We start from the raw sequence: 15,769 nt of genomic DNA on the forward strand, positions 1-15,769 counted from the left end.
TTTTCTTTTGCCGCGAGGACAAGGCCGCCCGAGCCGGACGGCCACGACGGAAAGAACGTTCATGGAAGAGAGACTTCGCAGGGTTTGGCAAAGCTATGGGGGCGTTATCGTGCTGGGTGCAGTGGGCATCCCCATCGGTATTGCGGTGGGCGCCATAGACGCGGTGTTCGGCCGCGTGCTCATAGCGATCGGAGCTATCCGCGACGCGCACCCGTTCTGGTTCATACCGTTCCTCGCGGCGGCGGGCGCGCTCATTGCCTGGTCCTACCTGCGCTTTGGCAAGAACACCGGCCGTGGCATGAGCCTGGTGTTCGACGTGGGCCTCGGGCGTGAGAACGTGATACCGCTGCGCCTCATCCCGCTCATCATGGGAGGCACGTGGATCACGCACCTGTTTGGCGGCAGCGCCGGCCGAGAGGGCGTCGCCGTGCAGATCGGTGCGACGCTCTCGCACTGGATCGGCTCCAAGCTGCCGTTCAGGCACCCCGGCAACACCTTCCTTCTGGTGGGCATGGCCGCCGGCTTCGCGGGGCTGTTCCGCACGCCGCTCGCCGCGACGCTGTTTGCGCTCGAGGTGCTGGTCGCCGGCAGGCTGGAGCTGCAGGCGCTCTTCCCCGCGCTCACGGCGTCCATCGCGGCAAGCGCCACGTCGGGCGCCCTTGGGCTCGAGAAGTTCGAGGTGCCCCTGGCCGTGAGCACAACCTTGGACCCAAGGACGCTCGCCCTCCTTGCCGTGCTGGGTGTGTGCTTTGGCGTGGTGGGAGGCCTGTTTGCCTGGTGCCTGAAATGGGGCAAGAAGATCGCCGCCGCGCGCATCGAGCATCCCGTCAAGCGCATCGCCATCATGGGCGCGGCACTCTCCGTCGTGTTCCTGCTGCTGTGGCAGGGTCGCTACTCCGGGCTTGGCACCAACCTCATCTCCGCGAGCTTCGTGGACGGTGCCGCCGGCATCCGGCCGTGGGACTGGGCGCTCAAGTTCGCGCTCACGGTGCTCACGCTGTCCGCGGGGTTCCAGGGAGGCGAGGTCACGCCGCTCTTCTCCATCGGGGCGAGCCTCGGCGTGGTGCTGGGCGGCCTCATGGGCCTTCCCGTGCCGCTGGTTGCGGCGCTGGGATACGCCGCCGTGTTTGGCTCTGCCACGAACACGCTGCTTGCGCCCACGTTCATAGGCGCGGAGGTGTTTGGCTTTGCCTACCTGCCGCACTTCTTTGTGGTGTGCGCCGTGGCGTACCTGTTCAACATGGACAAGTCGATCTATGCGCTGCAGGAGGTTGGCTACCGCAGGTAGCCTCCTGGTCCAAACCGGCGGGGGCGCGCCTAGCCAAGCTCTGCGGCAAGGCGGCTCGTGAGCGGGTCGTAGCCCTGTCCCAGCACGCAGGCGACGTAGCCCTGAGCCCACTGTGGCGTGCAGCCGGGGCTGCCCGACGTCGCCGCGAGGGCAGGCGTGTAGTCGCGGAGCATATACGTGGTCATGTCGTGCCCGTGGCCCTTGTGCGTGACGACGGGCTCGAGCGCGTAGCGCACCACGCGACAGCCGCCGTCCGGGTCCTTGTGCAGCGTGACCTTGGCCATGCCGCCCACCATCGTGGGGTCGTCGCGCTGCGTGGACACGAAGTTCCCCACGGACCAGAAGCACACGCCCGTGCCGCCGCGGGCGGTTTGGAACGTCTCCACCGGTCCTATCACGTGCGGGTGCCCACCCACGATCACATCCGCCCCGCCGTCCGCAAGGAGCTGGGCCCACTGCCGCTGCGACGCGGTGGGTTCGCTCACGTACTCCGCGCCCCAGTGCGGGCACACCACCAGCATGTCCGCGTGCGTGCGGGCGTACGCCATGGCATCGCGGACGTGCTCCTCCGCAAGCATCGAGACGGCACCCTTTGGGTCCGCAAGCCCGTTGAGGCTGAACGTGAAGTTGAGCACCGCCACGCGGAAGCCGTCCTTCTCGTATATGTACACGCCATTTGGCACGTCCGTCGCGGGCGCGTCCGGGTCGCGCATGCCTACGACGGCGACGCCGGGATGGCGCCGGTGCCAGAAGCTAAGCTCGCTCCCAATGGCGGGATACCCCGCGTCCATCGCGTGGTTCGACGCCTTCAGCACCACGTTGAAGCCAGCCTTCGCCTCCGCGTCGCCCATCTGCTGCGGCCCGTTGAACTGCGGATAGCCCGAGAAGGGCGCGACGTCCCCGCCGAGGGGCGTCTCTTGGTTCAAGATCTTGAGGTCCGCCCCGCTAAGCTCGCCCTTGACGTGCGCAAACACGTGGTCGAAGTCGTAGTTGCCATCTGAGGTGGCACCGCTTTGGTACACGCCCTCGTGCATGAGGACGTCCCCCACCATCACAAGGTCCACGTCCACGCCGGGCTGTGCCACGTACGGCCGGTCGCTCACCGTGCCCAGGGGCGCGAGCTCTGCCGCGGACGCGACGGAAACCTTGCGCGGCGCACCCAGCACGTGCAGCGCCATCGACGCAACTCCGAGCGCCACCACGATCACGATGGCGCAGGCCGCCTGCAGAAGCACGCTTGGATAGCGCCCGGGCCCATGGCCCGCCCCCGTGCCCGTGGCCTGCGTTTCTCGCATGCGCGCCCCCCTGTGTCAGAAGTCTTTTCCACATGGTAGGCGAAGGGCGGCGCAGCGGAGCTCTCTTTCAGCTGTCTTTCGGGCGGCGGCGCAAACCGCATGTCACCTGAGGATTTGAGCCGACACCTTTGCCCTGTCTGTCGCGGCGCCATGCGGTCCGCCACCTCGCGAAAAAAACACGCCCCCTCATAGGAGAAGCGCGTTGGGTCGCTTCTGAGAACGAGGAGGATGGCATGAGCCACGCGCAGGGCACCAAGGGCAGATTCGATTCAAATGGGCATTGCTGTTCAACCCTTGAACAGATTTATTGGTCTCAGGGGGAAAGCAGCATGAAGTCAAGGCGCCAACGCAAGAAGCTGGGTCAGGCCGGCTGGAAGATCTCTGAGGTCGAGAGGTTGACGGGGCTGAGCCGCAGGGACATTCAGCGCGTCTGCTACCAGGGCGAAGGCGGCATCGGGCTTCTGTCGCCAAAGGAGACGAAGTGGGGATACCGCGTGTACTCGGCGCAGGACCTGAAGGTGCTGTACGCGGTGTCCCTGCTGAAGGAGCGCGGCAAGACCCTCCCCCAGGTGAAGAGGGAGTTCGAAAGGGTGCACGCAGACGTCGACGCGATTCTGGACGAGCAGATAGACCTCCTGCGCGAGGAGATCGAGAAGAGCGTGAGCAGGTACCACAAGGCGCTCGCACTTGGCCGCGCGAAGGACCGGGACGCACTGGAGCGGCTGTTCAGGCACATAGTCGCGTTCGAGCTGACGTTTGCGGGAGACGACGGGCGGGACTCCGCGCTGGACCTCCCCGAGATGGAGCTGCTGGTGGAGCTGATGTACGGACCCGGCAGCTACGAGGGCATACGTGGGCTTCTGTAGCAGGTCCGCTTCGATGCAGGAAGACGAGCGAAAGGAAATGAAATGGAACAGGACACCAAGATTCGCTCCGCCGTCGAGACAGCACGGAAGAACAGGGTTCCCCTTATCGTGATAATCCTCGTGCTGATTGTCGTAGGAGGGTACGCAGGCTACCGCATAGGGTCGGCCATGAGCCCCAAGGTGAGCGGCGTCGAGGCTAGAAACGAACGAGTCACCACCGTCGATGCGGTCTTCGAGCAAGTCCAGGCCCAAGGCACGCTTGTATGCGCCAGCCAGAGCTATGACCTCTACTCAAAGGTCGAGAGCTCGAACCGTGACCTACTCAATCTGTTTGACGTTCCCTTCACCAAGAACAAGTACTGGATGCGCTACGTGGGCGCCATACAGGCCGGCGTCAATCTGAAGACCGCAAAGTTCACTTCCCAGAACAAGGACAAGAAGAGCGGTATGCCAAAGAGCGTCGTCGTGGAGCTGGACGCGCTTAGTGGCGGGCTCATCGACCAGGCAAAGACGTTCGCCAAGCAGAACCTTCAGACGATGTTGAGGGGTGCGATGGGTTCCGATGTCAAGGTCACCATCAACTGGAGGTCTTAGTAGCAAGAGATAGAGAAAAGAGCTAACAGACAAGATCGCCAGCCTCGGGGTTTCCTGAGGCTGGCAATCGTCTTTACCGCATGGGTCGCAGGCGCAGGCTGCGGTGTGACCGATATGGTGTGACCGATATGCCTACGCGAGAGAGCCCATCGGGTCCCACGGGGCAAGCACCGTGGGCTCCTCCGTCTCGTAGGTGTGACGCTCCTCCTCCGTCAGGTACTTCTTGTCGACTACCACCTGGTAGACGTACTCGTCAAACCACGCGTCGGACAGCGTGTCGAAGCCGTCGCGACCATGGTCCTTGCCCCAGGAGTTCTCCACCTTCCAGAGCGTGGGCTCGCCCTTCTCGTCCAGGCGGACGCCCTCCAGCACCATGGCGTGGGTCATGAGGCTCTCGCCGTAGTCCAGGCGCTCGGCCTTGTCCATGCAGCCCTCCACGGGGAAGCCGAAGAGTGCGTCCACGTCGAGCGCCGCCGTGTCCATGATGCCCTCGTCTTGCAGATAGCTTTGCGCGACGTCGCAGCCAAACCACACGGGCAGGTCGTCCTTGAGCTGCGCGATGGCGACGCGCTTGAGCTCCGCGGGCGGCAGGTTGAGGTAGCGCACGCCGTGGTCCTCCCACACGTTGCCCAGGCGGCTGACCGTATACGTGTGTCCAAAGGGCTTGTCCGCCGTGGGCGCGCTGATGAGCGAGACGTACGCGTCGACGTCCATGTCGACGGCGGTCTTGAAGAACTCCTGCGGCGTGAAGGTGCCGGAAAGCGCGAGCTTCTGGTCCTTGTCGCGAAGGCGCACGGAGAAGGACGCGGGCGGCTCGCCCAGGCACACTGCCAGAAGGTGATAGACCTCGTCCATCATCTGCTTCTTCATGGCAAGCAGGTCGTCCGTGCCCACGCCGGCCTCGTGGCTCTGGCGCAGGCGCTTCGCGGCGCCGCGCAGGTAGCGCGTGAGGTAGCGGTCGAGCTCGCGGGTGTTCCTGGAGCAGGCGGTTTCGGGCATGGCCTCCTTCGGCACCACGCCGTACTTCTTCACGAGACTGCGGAACATATCCCACTGGCCGCCGTCGCCGATGGGATCCGCGAGCAGGAAGGACACGAGGCGGCCGTCGAGCGGCTCGTCCAGGGTGTCGAGGATGTTCTGCAAGAACCAGTTGCTCTTCTCGAGCTTGTCCCAGAACAGCGGGTAGGCCTGAGAGAGCTCGAAGGTCTTGAGGTTGTACTTCTTGATCACGCGGTAGCGCATGGTGTTCAGGCTCGCGAACATCCAGCAGCGGCCGGAGCGCTCCTGGTTGCACCGGTCGCCCTGCGTGACCTCGAGGTCGAAGCCCAGCGCGTTGGCGGCGACACCCTCGGGGCGGCGCGCGGCGGCGCGGATTCCGCTCGAGGTGACGGCGTTCTTCGCGACGGCGTTCACGCGCTCCGCGCCAAAGCGCTCGCGCGAGTCGGCAAGGTCCTCGGGGGTGATGCTGCTCATCTTGTCCATGTGTTCCTCCCGGATTCTTGGTCGTTCGTACTCTGATGTCATCAGGAGCATAGCACGCGGACGCATGCACCTTGCGGTGCGGACGTCTGCGCGAGCGCGCTCGATGTTGGGAATCGCGGGATTGGCCTGAGCTGGAACCAGCGTTGTGAAGCTTTTCTCGCCTGGCGTTAGTCATATGTATATTACTTTCTGCCGTGGGTATCTTGGCTTCAACAACGGACGGCGTGCGGCACCACGCCGCTGCCGGAACACACTTACAGAGGGAGGCAGCATGGACAGGCTCAAGGGCAAGGTCGCGGTGGTAACGGGCTCTACCAGCGGCATCGGGATCGGCATCGCGCGGGAGTTCGCAGCGGAGGGCGCGCACGTGGTGGTGTGCGGAAGGCGCGAGGCGCGCGGCCAGGAGGTGGTGGAGCAAATCGCGGCCGAGGGCGGCAGCGCGAGCTTCCACCGCATGGACCTGACGGACCTCTCCACGGTGGACGCGCTCTTTGCGGACACGGCGCGCGACCACGGCCACATCGACGTCCTGATCAACAATGCCGCGGGCGTGGGACTGAAGGACGGGCGCGTGGACGAGATCTCGCTCGAGGATTGGGACGCGATGTTCGCCTCTGGCGTGCGCGGGACGTTCTATGCGATAAAGGCAGTGCTTCCATACATGATCGAGGCAGGTGGCGGCTCGATCGTGAACATCGGCTCCATGGCTTCGATCTCTGGCGACCTGGGCTCTACCGCCTACGCGTGCAGCAAGGCCGGCGTGGACATGCTCACGTCGTCCGTCGCGCTGCAGTACGGCAAGCAGAACATACGCTGCAACTGCGTGCGCCCGGGCCTCATCGTGACCCCGCAGAACGAGGCCCACGTTCCCCAGCAGCTCAAGGACGTCTTCCTGAGCAACATCGAGGTCAACCGCTACGGCAACCCCGCTGATATTGCACATGCCTGCACGTACTTCGCCTCCGACGAGAGCGCCTACGTCACGGGCCAGGTCATCAACGTGGACGGCGGCCTCAACTCGCACGCCCCCACCGTGGCGCAGTTCCGCTCCGCCGGATCGAGAACCTGGTAGCATGTCAGACCATTCGCAGCCGGCCACGGATGCCAGTGACGCGGACAGCACGGGGGCAGAGCCCGCGGGCGAGAAGAACGCGGGCAACGCGACCCTTGCCCCCGCCTACCGCATGCGATCCGTGTTCGAGCGCAAGGTGGTGGCGCCGTACCGCGACACGTACCGCGGGGAGCTTGGGCAGGCGCAGGTGGAGCTGCTCGAGCTGCTATACCAGCACGGACCGCTGCATCAGCGCGAGGCGGCAGAAGAGCTGCGCACCTCGAAGCAGCACGTGTCGAAGATGGTCGCCCGGCTGGGGCAGATGGGCTACGTCTGCCAGGGCGCAGACGACGCCGATGCGCGCAGTCACGTCGTTGCCCTCAGCGAAGCGGGCCGCACCTACGTGGACCTACACATCGCAGAGGGGTCAAAGCGGGCACGCGAGCTCTTCTCGCACCTAAGCGCTGCGGAGCGCGCGGAGCTTGACCAGGCCATGCTCACGGTCGCGCGCCTGCTAGAGAAGGCGTAGGCCGCTGCGTCGGCAATGCCCAGCGTCAGACGGAGCCATATAATGTCGGAGCAAGATTCGTCCCTTGGCGTCTCTTGTTCCGACTATTTGTATTCGCGAAAGGTCGTGTTTGAGTCATGGCAACGTCCGAATGTTTGGACAGCAAGACACTCCCCTCCCACCGTTCTGCCACATTGAAGAGGTACGCAGTCACTTCTCTTAAAGTTGCAGCGTTCTTCGTGGGGTGGGCTTTAACCACGGCGATAACTATCCCGGCGAAGAACCCGGCAGTCTGGCGGTTTTTTGCCGAGCTGACTCCCATGCTGTCAATGGTTCTGCTCACGGTGGTGTTCATCCTCATCGAGAGGCGAAAGATCGCCGTTCCGATAAGGGAGCATGCCGGTAAGGGAGCCTTGGTTGGGCTCATCATCGGGACTGTCTGGATTGGCCTGGCGGCGGGAGTTCTTCTCGCAACCCATCAGCTGACGATTGCCGGAGGAAACATGGTCCAGTTGCCGTGGCTCTGGATGCTTTCTGCCTTCGTCAACGTCGTAATGCAGGAGCTTCTTGTGCGCGGGTACATCTATCAGCTGCTGAAGACCAATTGCAACTTGCCTGTTGCAGTCGTTGTCTCGACCGCGTTGTTCACGCTCATGCATGGAGGGGCGTTCGAGGCGGGATTGCTGCCGGTGGCGAACGTCGTCTCCATGTGCCTCTTCACCACCGCTCTGTACGAGGCGGAGGGAACGCTGCTGGCGCCGATCATGGCACACGCGGTATGGAATATGGTCGGCGGCGTGATTCTTGGTGGAGTGGGCCTGGCAGACGACTACCCCAGTCTCTTCAACATGACGCCGTCCACAAATGCACTTCTTTCCGGCGGCTCCTGCAAGATCGAGGGAAGCGTTGTCGTATTGGTTCTTAACGTTGTGCTGATGCTGGTCTTTGCAATCGCTGCGAGGAAGGCTACGGGCATGCGGTAGACCGCGCGAGAACACCTGGACGGACGCGCTAGAGCACAAACCTTTCCGTGCAAATCTAAGAAAGTGTCCCCCTCGCTCTCGGACCAAACTCGCACGAGTAGCTCAGTAATAACCTCTCCCCTAATTAAATTATAGAAGTTGCTCGTTCACGAAAGTACACCCATAAAGACAGTGCTCATCACGGAAAGTCCCATGCCGTGATGAGCACCACAGGTACGTATCGGTGTCTATCAGCTATAAATGAGCCCATTTAAGCACGATTTATAATATACGAAACCACCTAAATCTATAAAGAGATGGGGCACGTCTAGCTTCAATGGTCGACAACGAGAATGACTTAGGTAAGGGACCAACCTAATCTGAATGGCAGTAGAGGATTGAAGAACGCTCTATATTTCGACCACTTCAAACTCCACATCGTCAGTCGAATTCTCATCGTATGGGTAATCACCAGGATTGCTCATATGGAGTATTTCTCCGCCTTCTTCGTAACAACTTATTCCATATAGTGCAGCATCAGTTGCTTCAGACTCAGAACTGAACGTTCCTCGGCAATTGTCATCACCATATTCTTCCATACTGTCAAACTCTTCACCATCTGGAAAGGTGAGTATGTATTTATACTTTGTCACTTAGAACGCCACCTCTCGTTAAGTGTTTCCCCAGATACAGGACAACCAGATTGCGCGCCACCTTTAGATATCATGCACGAGGTATTGGAGGGGGAGTCTCATCAAATAATGAAGACAAATCAGAGCGATCTCGCGCAATTTCCCAATTCTTCATTCCCGGTTTCCACACCAAGCTCTCGGGGCGCAGCTGACCATTCCTTGCCATCTGTTGCAATTGCGTCATAGAGAAGAATCCTGCGTCGAGACCATCTCTAGCAATGTGATATCCATCAACTGGTACCGACGGAGGCGTCTGACTCGGATATTGAATAAAACTGCTCTGATTCATAGCAGTCGCTATGTTCTGTCCGACAGCACTCCCAACAGCCATGCCCGCGGCAAGCCCGACGGGGCTAAATCCAGCATCCCCAGCGATGTTGACGCTCCCGCTACCAGATTTACCAAGATCTCCTAATGCATTTGCTCCAGCTACACCAACCGATGTCTGAGCCTCCACCTGATAGGCAGGAAAGTTTTCGCTTTGAGTCCTCTTATGCCATCCGTATTGCATCTCCTCACGGTTGACTCGCAAAGTTTCTGCATAGTTTTCCATGTTGGTTCGCTGCATATCGCGAATCTGTTTTACTCGCGCCTCTTTTTCTGCCTGAATGGTGGCAAGCGTTACATCACGTGTCACAGACATCAGCTGGGAATAGCCAACGCTCGCCTTATCCAGTTCTATCGCCCCCACGTCGATGGAAGCTACCTTCACGCCAAAATCCTGGAACAACCTAGGTGTTACTTTTTCTGCAATCTTCAAATTAATGGATGAGATTTGCCGCTCTATCTGTAGCAACGGCAAATCGCAGTCAGCGAGCATGTTCGTCACGACTTCCTTCGTGTATCGTGATACAGCATCGCGAATCTGTTTGATGAAATCATCAGGAGTAAACGTCGACAGTCTGTGTAGAGTGACAAAGTGTCTGTAGTCCTCTATCCGATAGGTCAAGGTCCCTCTCACGGCAAGTGGCACCGCAACATCCGGATAGCGCGCATCAAAGGCGTCGAAGTAAGGCACAGCAAACCTCGTCTGAATTATCTTTGCGAGGTTAATGAAATACACTTCAGCTTGGAAAGGCGTGCCCCCATCATAAGCAAGTCCCAGAATTGAAGATAATACGGGGAGATTACCTGTCTTGAGAATCTCGTCAAAGGGACCCTCAATGTAATCAACGCGGGCGCCGTCTCCGTAAAAGAAAGCTGCCACCTCTCCGGGTTTGACGCGGAGTGCCGAGCCCCACCGGATGGCATTTTCCTTACGAGTTTTTCCCACAGACATCCCATTCGGAGACCATTTCCAAATGAGATATTCTTGTTCGTCGCAGCGGATTTCGTCCATCAAACCGCCGCCTAAAGGCTTCCTTTTGAAAACACTCATTTTGTCAAGCCTGCCCATATAAGTCAGCGAAGTGCAATAGAGTTAAAAATGAAAAGAAAGACGAGAAGGAGCATCAGAAGCCCATAACGCATGAACGATTTGAAAGAGGCCGATTCTATCTGCTTGTGCACATTGGTGTAAATCTCCTCGATCTGAGAAAGTTCGTGAGTGCCTGATAAAGATATCTCTGCCTTCTGGTAACACTGATTCATCTTTGATAGCCAGGCTTGGGAGTACGCTTTTGCACGCTGCAAATCTGAAGCATTATTGTATCCGCTTAACCCACCAATACCGTTAATTGCATGTGGATCAATGTTCGAAGATGCTGTAAACATGAACTCTAAAATGTCTTCCTTCGTATTCGGAATCGCGAAGGTCTCAATGAGATTAACCGCTTTCCGGTCGTTCTGTGGGAGACCGGCGAGCCCAAGGGCTCGCGCTATCTCGTGATCTTTACCATTACTTTGGTTTTGCAGAGCTGCGAGCTGCTGCTCAAGCTCCCTAACTCGCGAAGCCGATGTGTCGCCTCTCAATTCCCAGCCACAAGATGGACAAGTCGATGAAAAGGAAGGCATGAGTTCACCACAGTTGGGGCACTTGACTACTTCACCAGCAAACTTCACTTTACGCGTATCGGAAGAATGCCCATCTGAAACCGAGATAGGTACAGCTCGACCAGGCAGGGGCGATCCACAATGCGAACAGAACCGAGCACCATTGGCGTATTCCGTCCCACAATGAGTACAGAAAGGCATAGCAGCCCCTTACAACAGTAGTCTGTAAATAATAGTAGTGTAGCCCACTCACTAAGGGCACAGTGCAAGAAACGAGTCCTTATGTGCTACAAGTAACTGTCAAATGAAACTGGTAATCGTATCGGGAAACCCAGATTTGACTTCATCCTCCTCTCAAGCCGATGCTTGCAATAGTTGGATCCCCACATCGGTTGGAATAACTTCACTCCCGCAAGCATAGTACGCACCCTGATTCCGCATTCTCACAAAACTTCACTTTGTTCACTGGACTTTGGAAGAGACTTATTTAATGGCGCTGACTAATGCTTTGCTCCGCCAAGTTGACATGCAGTGGGCAGTATCCAAGTGACGCGTCCTATACCTATATTTCACGCAGACGCAAATATGTCGTAAAAGCTGCCGATAGTCAGTCGTTGGCTTCATTACTTACTGATTATGGTTTTACTCACTTATCGATTGTGGTAATAGGTACTTACTGATTATGGGAATATAGAGGTTATGACCATGAGATTCATCTTGAGAGATCCCTTATGATTAACCGCGACATTACCTCGTGGGTGCAGAAGAATGCTGGTTGGTTTCCCGTGGTATCCATCACCGGACCAAGACGGGGCGGAAAGTCGACCCTAGTCCGCGCGATCTTTCCCGACTATCGTTACGTCAATCTGGAGGATTCCGGCATCCGTTCCATGGCACTCGATGATCCGGTTGGATTTGTCCGTAACAGGCCATCTCACCTCATCATCGACGAGGCACAACTTGCTCCTGAACTCTTTAATATGATTCAAGTGGTCTCGGATGAGGTTGGCACCCCGGGCCAGTACATACTTTCTGGTTCGCAGAACTTCCTGCTACTCAAGCAAATCACGCAGTCGCTCGCTGGCAGGGTCGGCATCCTGAAGCTACTCCCGCTCTCGTTCAGGGAGGCACTTTCCGCGGATCCAGAACTTGAGGTGAGCGACTTCGTGCTGCGTGGCGGATATCCACGGCTTTACGACGTGGATATGCCCTCCGAGGTCTATTACGAGAACTATATCGCCGCCTACATCGAGCGAGACACCTCGGGATACGTTGCTCCCCGCAACTTCAGCATGTTCAGGAGCTTCATCGCGGCGTGCGCGGCAAACTGCTCCAACCTCCTCAACCTCACGGGCCTTGCCAACGACGTGGGAATCAGCGTCCAGACTGCACGCTCGTGGCTTTCGCTTCTTGAGTCAAGCTACGTAGTCTTCCTGCTGCAGCCATATCATGCCAACCTGCGCAAGCGGCTTACCAAGACCCCCAAGCTCTACTTCTACGACACGGGCCTCCTCTGTCATCTGTTGGGAATCCGCACCAAGGAGCAACTCCTGACCTCCCCACAAAGAGGCGCAATATGCGAGGATCTCGCAATCGAAGAAACGATCAAGCGCCATCAAAACGCCGGAAGGCAGCCGCAACTCTTCTTCTATCGCGATGACAGCAAGATCGAGGTCGACCTCGTGGACATCACGGACTCAAGCAAGCCGGAGCTAGTGGAGATAAAGTCCTCGGCAACGTTCCGTCCCTCGTTCACGCGACACCTCTCGCACGTCGGCGAGCTCCTGCACATCGACAACGAATCACAGTCAGTCGTGATGGACGCAGAGGAGACGACCGTGGTGGGTGGTCGCACAATTTGGTCGATGCGAGACTGGCTCATGCGCGAGTAAACCGGTGCGGTAGGAAGCAACGCATCACGCAGGTAGACGACCACAGGATTCGTTGTGCCACCGCATGCAACAGGAGCGCCAGAAGCAGGAGTGCCAGAGTCGACGCGTGCAAAGCACGAGCCCGGCAGGCGGTACCAACGCCGTCTACCGGGCTCTTCTCGCATGGTTTTAGCCTGTCGTCGCGGAATCTGTCGTGGCGACCAAACGTGGCTCGTGGGCTACAGGAGCCTAAGCGAGACCTCCTTAAGCTGCTTGCCGGAGACCTCGGACGGCGCGGCGCTCATGAGGTCGGAGCCGCTTGCCGTCTTGGGGAACGCCATGACCTCGCGGATGTTGTCCGCGCCGGCCAGCAGCATGCACACGCGGTCGAGGCCGAGCGCGAAGCCGCCCATGGGGGGCGCGCCAAACTTGAGCGCCTCCATCAGGAAGCCAAACTGCGCCTGGGCGCGCTCCGGCGTGAAGCCCAGCTTCTCCAGGATCTTCTCCTGCAGCTCGGCGTTGTGGATACGCATGCCGCCACCGCCGGCCTCGTAGCCGTCCATCACGAAGTCGTAGGTGTGAGAACCCATGGCCAGCGGGTCACTGTCGAGCAGGTCGAGCTCGTCCTCGTTGGGCTGGGTGAACGGCTGGTGCTCGGAGTCCAGGCACTTTCGGTCCTCGTCCCAGTGGAACAGCGGGAAGTTGACGACCCACAGGAAGTCGTGGCCCTCGCGCGGCACGTCGAGCGCGTCCGCCATGTGGTTGCGCATGCCGCCCAGGATGGTGTCGGCCTCAAGACGGGCGCCCACGGCAAACATCACGAGGTCGCCGGGCTCGACGTCCATCTCGGCGCGCAGGTTGGCCATCTCCTCGTCCGAGAAGAACTTGACGATAGGGCTCGTGACCGATCCGTCCTCGCGGAACGCGATGTAGGCGAGGCCCTTCGCGCCGAACTCCGCCGCGACCTTCGCCAGCTTGTCGATCTGCGCACGGGGCCACTTGCCGGCGCCCTTCGCGTTGATGGCCTTGACGTACTGGCCCTCCGTGTTCGCGGCACCCGAGAAGAGCTTGAACTTGGACTCGCCAAAGATCGACGTGACGTCGTGCAGGGTCATGCCAAAGCGGGTATCGGGCTTGTCGATGCCATAGGTGTCCATGGCGTCCCAGTACTCGATCCGGCGCAGCGGCAGCTCCATCTTCACGCCCATGCGGCCAAACGCGTCCGCAAGGGTCTGCTCCAGCGCACCCATCACGTCGTCCTGGGTCACGAAGCTCATCTCGACGTCCACCTGCGTGAACTCGGGCTGACGGTCCTTGCGCAGGTCCTCGTCGCGGAAGCACTTCGCCACCTGGTAGTAGCGCTCGACGCCGCCCACCATCAGGAGCTCCTTCAGAAGCTGCGGGGACTGCGGCAGCGCGTAGAAGTGGCCTGGCTGCATGCGGCTGGGAACCAGGAAGTCGCGGGCGCCCTCCGGCGTGCTCTTGAAGAGCGACGGGGTCTCGACCTCTAGGAACTCGCGGTTGTGGAACGCCTCGCGCAGCGCAAACGTGAAGTCGGAGCGCAGCCTCAGGTTGGACGCCATCTTCGGGCGGCGCAGGTCAAGGTAGCGGTAGCGCAGGCGGACGTCCTCTGCGGTGTCCACGTGGTCCTCGATCTGGAACGCAGGCGTCTTCGAGGTGTTCAGCACCTCGATGTCCGTGACGTAGACCTCGATCTCGCCGGTCGCGAGCTTCTCGTTCGCCTCGCCCTCGGGACGCGGGCGCACGGTGCCGGTCACCTTGATCGGCCACTCGGAACGGATGGTCTCCGCGGTGTGGAACGCCTTCTCGTCGCAGACCTCGGGGTCAAACTCCAGCTGGGTCGACCCCTCGCGGTCGCGCAGGTCCACGAAGATGAGGCCGCCGTGGTCGCGACGGTGCCAGACCCAGCCGGTCAGGGTGACCTCGGCGCCGATGTCGGCCTTGCGTAGCTCTCCGCAGGTGTGGGTGTGCATGCTAAATGGCATCTTGTTCCTCTCGTCTCTTCCGCCCCGTGCCGTGACGGACGGACTTGCAGATGACGGCAGGCCGGCGTAGACGGCGCCGACGTGCGCGATGGTACATGATAGCAGCGTTCGGGGCGCCACGGCGTCGTCTGCGCAAAGCTCCGCCGCATCGAAACGAATCCGACACGCGCCGGACTCCAAGCCGGGACGCCGCGTCCTTCTCGCCCACGACGTAAAAAACCGCCTGGCGAGAAGGACTGGACGCCTCCGCAGATACCTGTTTCCTGGCGATTTCAACCGTATGCAGAAGTTTTCTTGATACTGTTGGCGTTTTGTCTTATAGGCGTTTCGCCATATATCTGACAGATTCCTCTGGTAACGTTTCCGTGACGGTCGGAACCCGCGCGCTCCCCCGAGCGCCCACGCAACAGCCAACCGACTGCGCCGCCCCGGCGCCCCGACCGCTCAGAATCGAGGCAACCATGACGTACAAGGCAGCCATCTTCGACCTGGACGGGACCCTCCTTAACACCATCGAGGATCTTCACGCCTCCGTTAACTATGCGCTCCGCGCGAACGGCTTCCCGGAGGTCACCATAGAGGAGACCACCTCCAACGTGGGCAACGGCGTGCGACAGCTCGTGCACCGCTCGCTTCCCATGGGCACCCCCGAGGACGCGCAGGAGCAGGTGCTCTTAACGTTCAAGGCGCACTACTCCCGCAACTTCTGCCAGAAGACCGCGCCGTACGAGGGCGTGACGCAGATGCTGCACGCCATCTCCGCGGCGGGCATGTACCGCGCCGTCGTATCCAACAAGCCGGACGCCGCGGTGCAGAGGCTCGTGGCGGAGTTCTTCCCCGGCCTGTTCAACGCGGTCGCGGGAGAGCGTGACGGCGTCAGGCGCAAGCCCGCGCCGGACACGGTGAACGAGGTCATGTCCGCGCTTGGCGTGACGCCGGACGAGTGCGTGTACGTGGGCGACTCCGAGGTCGACGTCGAGACCGCGGCAAACGCGAAGACCGCATGCGTCTGCGTTTCGTGGGGCTACCGCAGCGTAACCGCGCTGAAGGACGCCGGCGCAAAGGTGATCGTGGGTACCACGGGGGAGCTTGCCGACGCGCTGCTTGACTAGCGCTCCCAAGGCCGAGCGCGCCTCCGCCACGGTTTGTCCCCCTTATACCCCCTCCCCATCCCAAGCTTTCACCACGTTGCCCATCCTTACGTCTGCGTAGGTATGGGCAA

At 60.1% G+C, this 15,769-nt stretch carries 14 protein-coding genes; 8 read left to right on the top strand and 6 right to left on the bottom strand.

All coding sequences use genetic code 11. The annotated features are described in order from the left end of the window. Window positions 1-61: 61 nt before the first annotated feature. Window positions 62-1,288: a chloride channel protein gene (locus BLT96_RS06575; protein ID WP_090862792.1), complete on the top strand. Its 1,227-nt coding sequence runs from the start codon at window positions 62-64 to the stop codon at window positions 1,286-1,288. A gap of 29 nt (window positions 1,289-1,317) precedes the next feature. On the opposite strand, the gene BLT96_RS06580 is transcribed toward BLT96_RS06575, so the two are convergent. Beyond that, window positions 1,318-2,583, bottom strand: coding sequence for a CapA family protein (locus tag BLT96_RS06580; RefSeq protein WP_090862795.1), 1,266 nt, complete (start codon window positions 2,581-2,583; stop codon window positions 1,318-1,320). 329 nt (window positions 2,584-2,912) lie between these two features. On the opposite strand from BLT96_RS06580, the gene BLT96_RS06585 reads away from it, so the two are divergent. After that, a complete protein-coding gene (locus BLT96_RS06585) occupies window positions 2,913-3,449 on the top strand; it encodes a MerR family transcriptional regulator (RefSeq protein ID WP_157692182.1) in 537 nt (178 codons plus the stop codon). 42 nt (window positions 3,450-3,491) lie between these two features. Continuing rightward, window positions 3,492-4,043: a DUF4230 domain-containing protein gene (locus BLT96_RS06590; RefSeq protein ID WP_090862800.1), complete on the top strand. Its 552-nt coding sequence runs from the start codon at window positions 3,492-3,494 to the stop codon at window positions 4,041-4,043. A 132-nt stretch (window positions 4,044-4,175) separates the two neighbouring features. On the opposite strand, the gene BLT96_RS06595 is transcribed toward BLT96_RS06590, so the two are convergent. Then, window positions 4,176-5,525: a C1 family peptidase gene (locus BLT96_RS06595; protein WP_090862803.1), complete on the bottom strand. Its 1,350-nt coding sequence runs from the start codon at window positions 5,523-5,525 to the stop codon at window positions 4,176-4,178. Window positions 5,526-5,796: 271 nt separating this feature from the next. On the opposite strand from BLT96_RS06595, the gene BLT96_RS06600 reads away from it, so the two are divergent. The 3 genes from BLT96_RS06600 (at window position 5,797) to BLT96_RS06610 (ending at window position 8,067) form a co-directional block, all read left to right on the top strand. Then, complete coding sequence (locus BLT96_RS06600) at window positions 5,797-6,597, top strand: SDR family NAD(P)-dependent oxidoreductase (RefSeq protein WP_090847697.1); 801 nt, start codon at window positions 5,797-5,799, stop codon at window positions 6,595-6,597. A gap of 1 nt (window position 6,598) precedes the next feature. Further along, window positions 6,599-7,105: a MarR family winged helix-turn-helix transcriptional regulator gene (locus tag BLT96_RS06605; RefSeq protein WP_090862805.1), complete on the top strand. Its 507-nt coding sequence runs from the start codon at window positions 6,599-6,601 to the stop codon at window positions 7,103-7,105. 116 nt (window positions 7,106-7,221) lie between these two features. Then, on the top strand, window positions 7,222-8,067 hold the full coding sequence (locus BLT96_RS06610) for a CPBP family intramembrane glutamic endopeptidase (RefSeq protein ID WP_090862808.1): 846 nt from the start codon (window positions 7,222-7,224) through the stop codon (window positions 8,065-8,067). 389 nt (window positions 8,068-8,456) lie between these two features. Here BLT96_RS06610 and BLT96_RS10580 read toward each other — a convergent pair whose 3' ends face one another. The 3 genes from BLT96_RS10580 to BLT96_RS06620 all read right to left on the bottom strand — a co-directional run bounded on the left by BLT96_RS10580 (window position 8,457) and on the right by BLT96_RS06620 (window position 10,871). Continuing rightward, entirely contained in the window at window positions 8,457-8,699 is a 243-nt protein-coding gene (locus BLT96_RS10580; protein ID WP_143013240.1) for a hypothetical protein, read from the bottom strand. Between the two features lie 70 nt (window positions 8,700-8,769). Further along, window positions 8,770-10,116 (bottom strand): SPFH domain-containing protein, encoded by a 1,347-nt coding sequence (locus tag BLT96_RS06615; protein WP_090847692.1) that lies wholly within the window; start codon window positions 10,114-10,116, stop codon window positions 8,770-8,772. Between the two features lie 23 nt (window positions 10,117-10,139). Continuing rightward, on the bottom strand, window positions 10,140-10,871 hold the full coding sequence (locus BLT96_RS06620) for a zinc ribbon domain-containing protein (RefSeq protein ID WP_090847690.1): 732 nt from the start codon (window positions 10,869-10,871) through the stop codon (window positions 10,140-10,142). A gap of 530 nt (window positions 10,872-11,401) precedes the next feature. Here BLT96_RS06620 and BLT96_RS06625 point away from each other — a divergent pair. After that, window positions 11,402-12,562 (top strand): ATP-binding protein, encoded by a 1,161-nt coding sequence (locus BLT96_RS06625; protein ID WP_090862810.1) that lies wholly within the window; start codon window positions 11,402-11,404, stop codon window positions 12,560-12,562. 218 nt (window positions 12,563-12,780) lie between these two features. Here the strand turns inward: BLT96_RS06625 and aspS are convergent, their stop codons facing one another. Continuing rightward, window positions 12,781-14,547: an aspartate--tRNA ligase gene (gene aspS, locus BLT96_RS06630; RefSeq protein WP_090862813.1), complete on the bottom strand. Its 1,767-nt coding sequence runs from the start codon at window positions 14,545-14,547 to the stop codon at window positions 12,781-12,783. 461 nt (window positions 14,548-15,008) lie between these two features. On the opposite strand from aspS, the gene BLT96_RS06635 reads away from it, so the two are divergent. Beyond that, window positions 15,009-15,659: an HAD family hydrolase gene (locus BLT96_RS06635; protein ID WP_090862816.1), complete on the top strand. Its 651-nt coding sequence runs from the start codon at window positions 15,009-15,011 to the stop codon at window positions 15,657-15,659. The last annotated feature ends 110 nt before the right edge of the window (window positions 15,660-15,769 follow it).

Origin of the sequence: Parafannyhessea umbonata, assembly GCF_900105025.1 — a bacterium.
Taxonomy (GTDB): Bacteria; Actinomycetota; Coriobacteriia; order Coriobacteriales; family Atopobiaceae; genus Parafannyhessea; species Parafannyhessea umbonata.

Bases quoted from the DNA above. Each gene is read 5' to 3' on its own strand.
- BLT96_RS06595 (WP_090862803.1), bottom strand. From the start codon at position 5,525: ATGGACAAGATGAGCAGCATCACCCCCGAGGACCTTGCCGACTCGCGC.
- BLT96_RS06610 (WP_090862808.1), top strand. From the start codon at position 7,222: ATGGCAACGTCCGAATGTTTGGACAGCAAGACACTCCCCTCCCACCGT.
- BLT96_RS06600 (WP_090847697.1), top strand. From the start codon at position 5,797: ATGGACAGGCTCAAGGGCAAGGTCGCGGTGGTAACGGGCTCTACCAGC.
- BLT96_RS06625 (WP_090862810.1), top strand. From the start codon at position 11,402: ATGATTAACCGCGACATTACCTCGTGGGTGCAGAAGAATGCTGGTTGG.
- aspS (WP_090862813.1), bottom strand. From the start codon at position 14,547: ATGCCATTTAGCATGCACACCCACACCTGCGGAGAGCTACGCAAGGCC.
- BLT96_RS06585 (WP_157692182.1), top strand. From the start codon at position 2,913: ATGAAGTCAAGGCGCCAACGCAAGAAGCTGGGTCAGGCCGGCTGGAAG.
- BLT96_RS06620 (WP_090847690.1), bottom strand. From the start codon at position 10,871: ATGCCTTTCTGTACTCATTGTGGGACGGAATACGCCAATGGTGCTCGG.
- BLT96_RS06615 (WP_090847692.1), bottom strand. From the start codon at position 10,116: ATGAGTGTTTTCAAAAGGAAGCCTTTAGGCGGCGGTTTGATGGACGAA.
- BLT96_RS06590 (WP_090862800.1), top strand. From the start codon at position 3,492: ATGGAACAGGACACCAAGATTCGCTCCGCCGTCGAGACAGCACGGAAG.
- BLT96_RS06580 (WP_090862795.1), bottom strand. From the start codon at position 2,583: ATGCGAGAAACGCAGGCCACGGGCACGGGGGCGGGCCATGGGCCCGGG.
- BLT96_RS06605 (WP_090862805.1), top strand. From the start codon at position 6,599: ATGTCAGACCATTCGCAGCCGGCCACGGATGCCAGTGACGCGGACAGC.
- BLT96_RS06635 (WP_090862816.1), top strand. From the start codon at position 15,009: ATGACGTACAAGGCAGCCATCTTCGACCTGGACGGGACCCTCCTTAAC.
- BLT96_RS06575 (WP_090862792.1), top strand. From the start codon at position 62: ATGGAAGAGAGACTTCGCAGGGTTTGGCAAAGCTATGGGGGCGTTATC.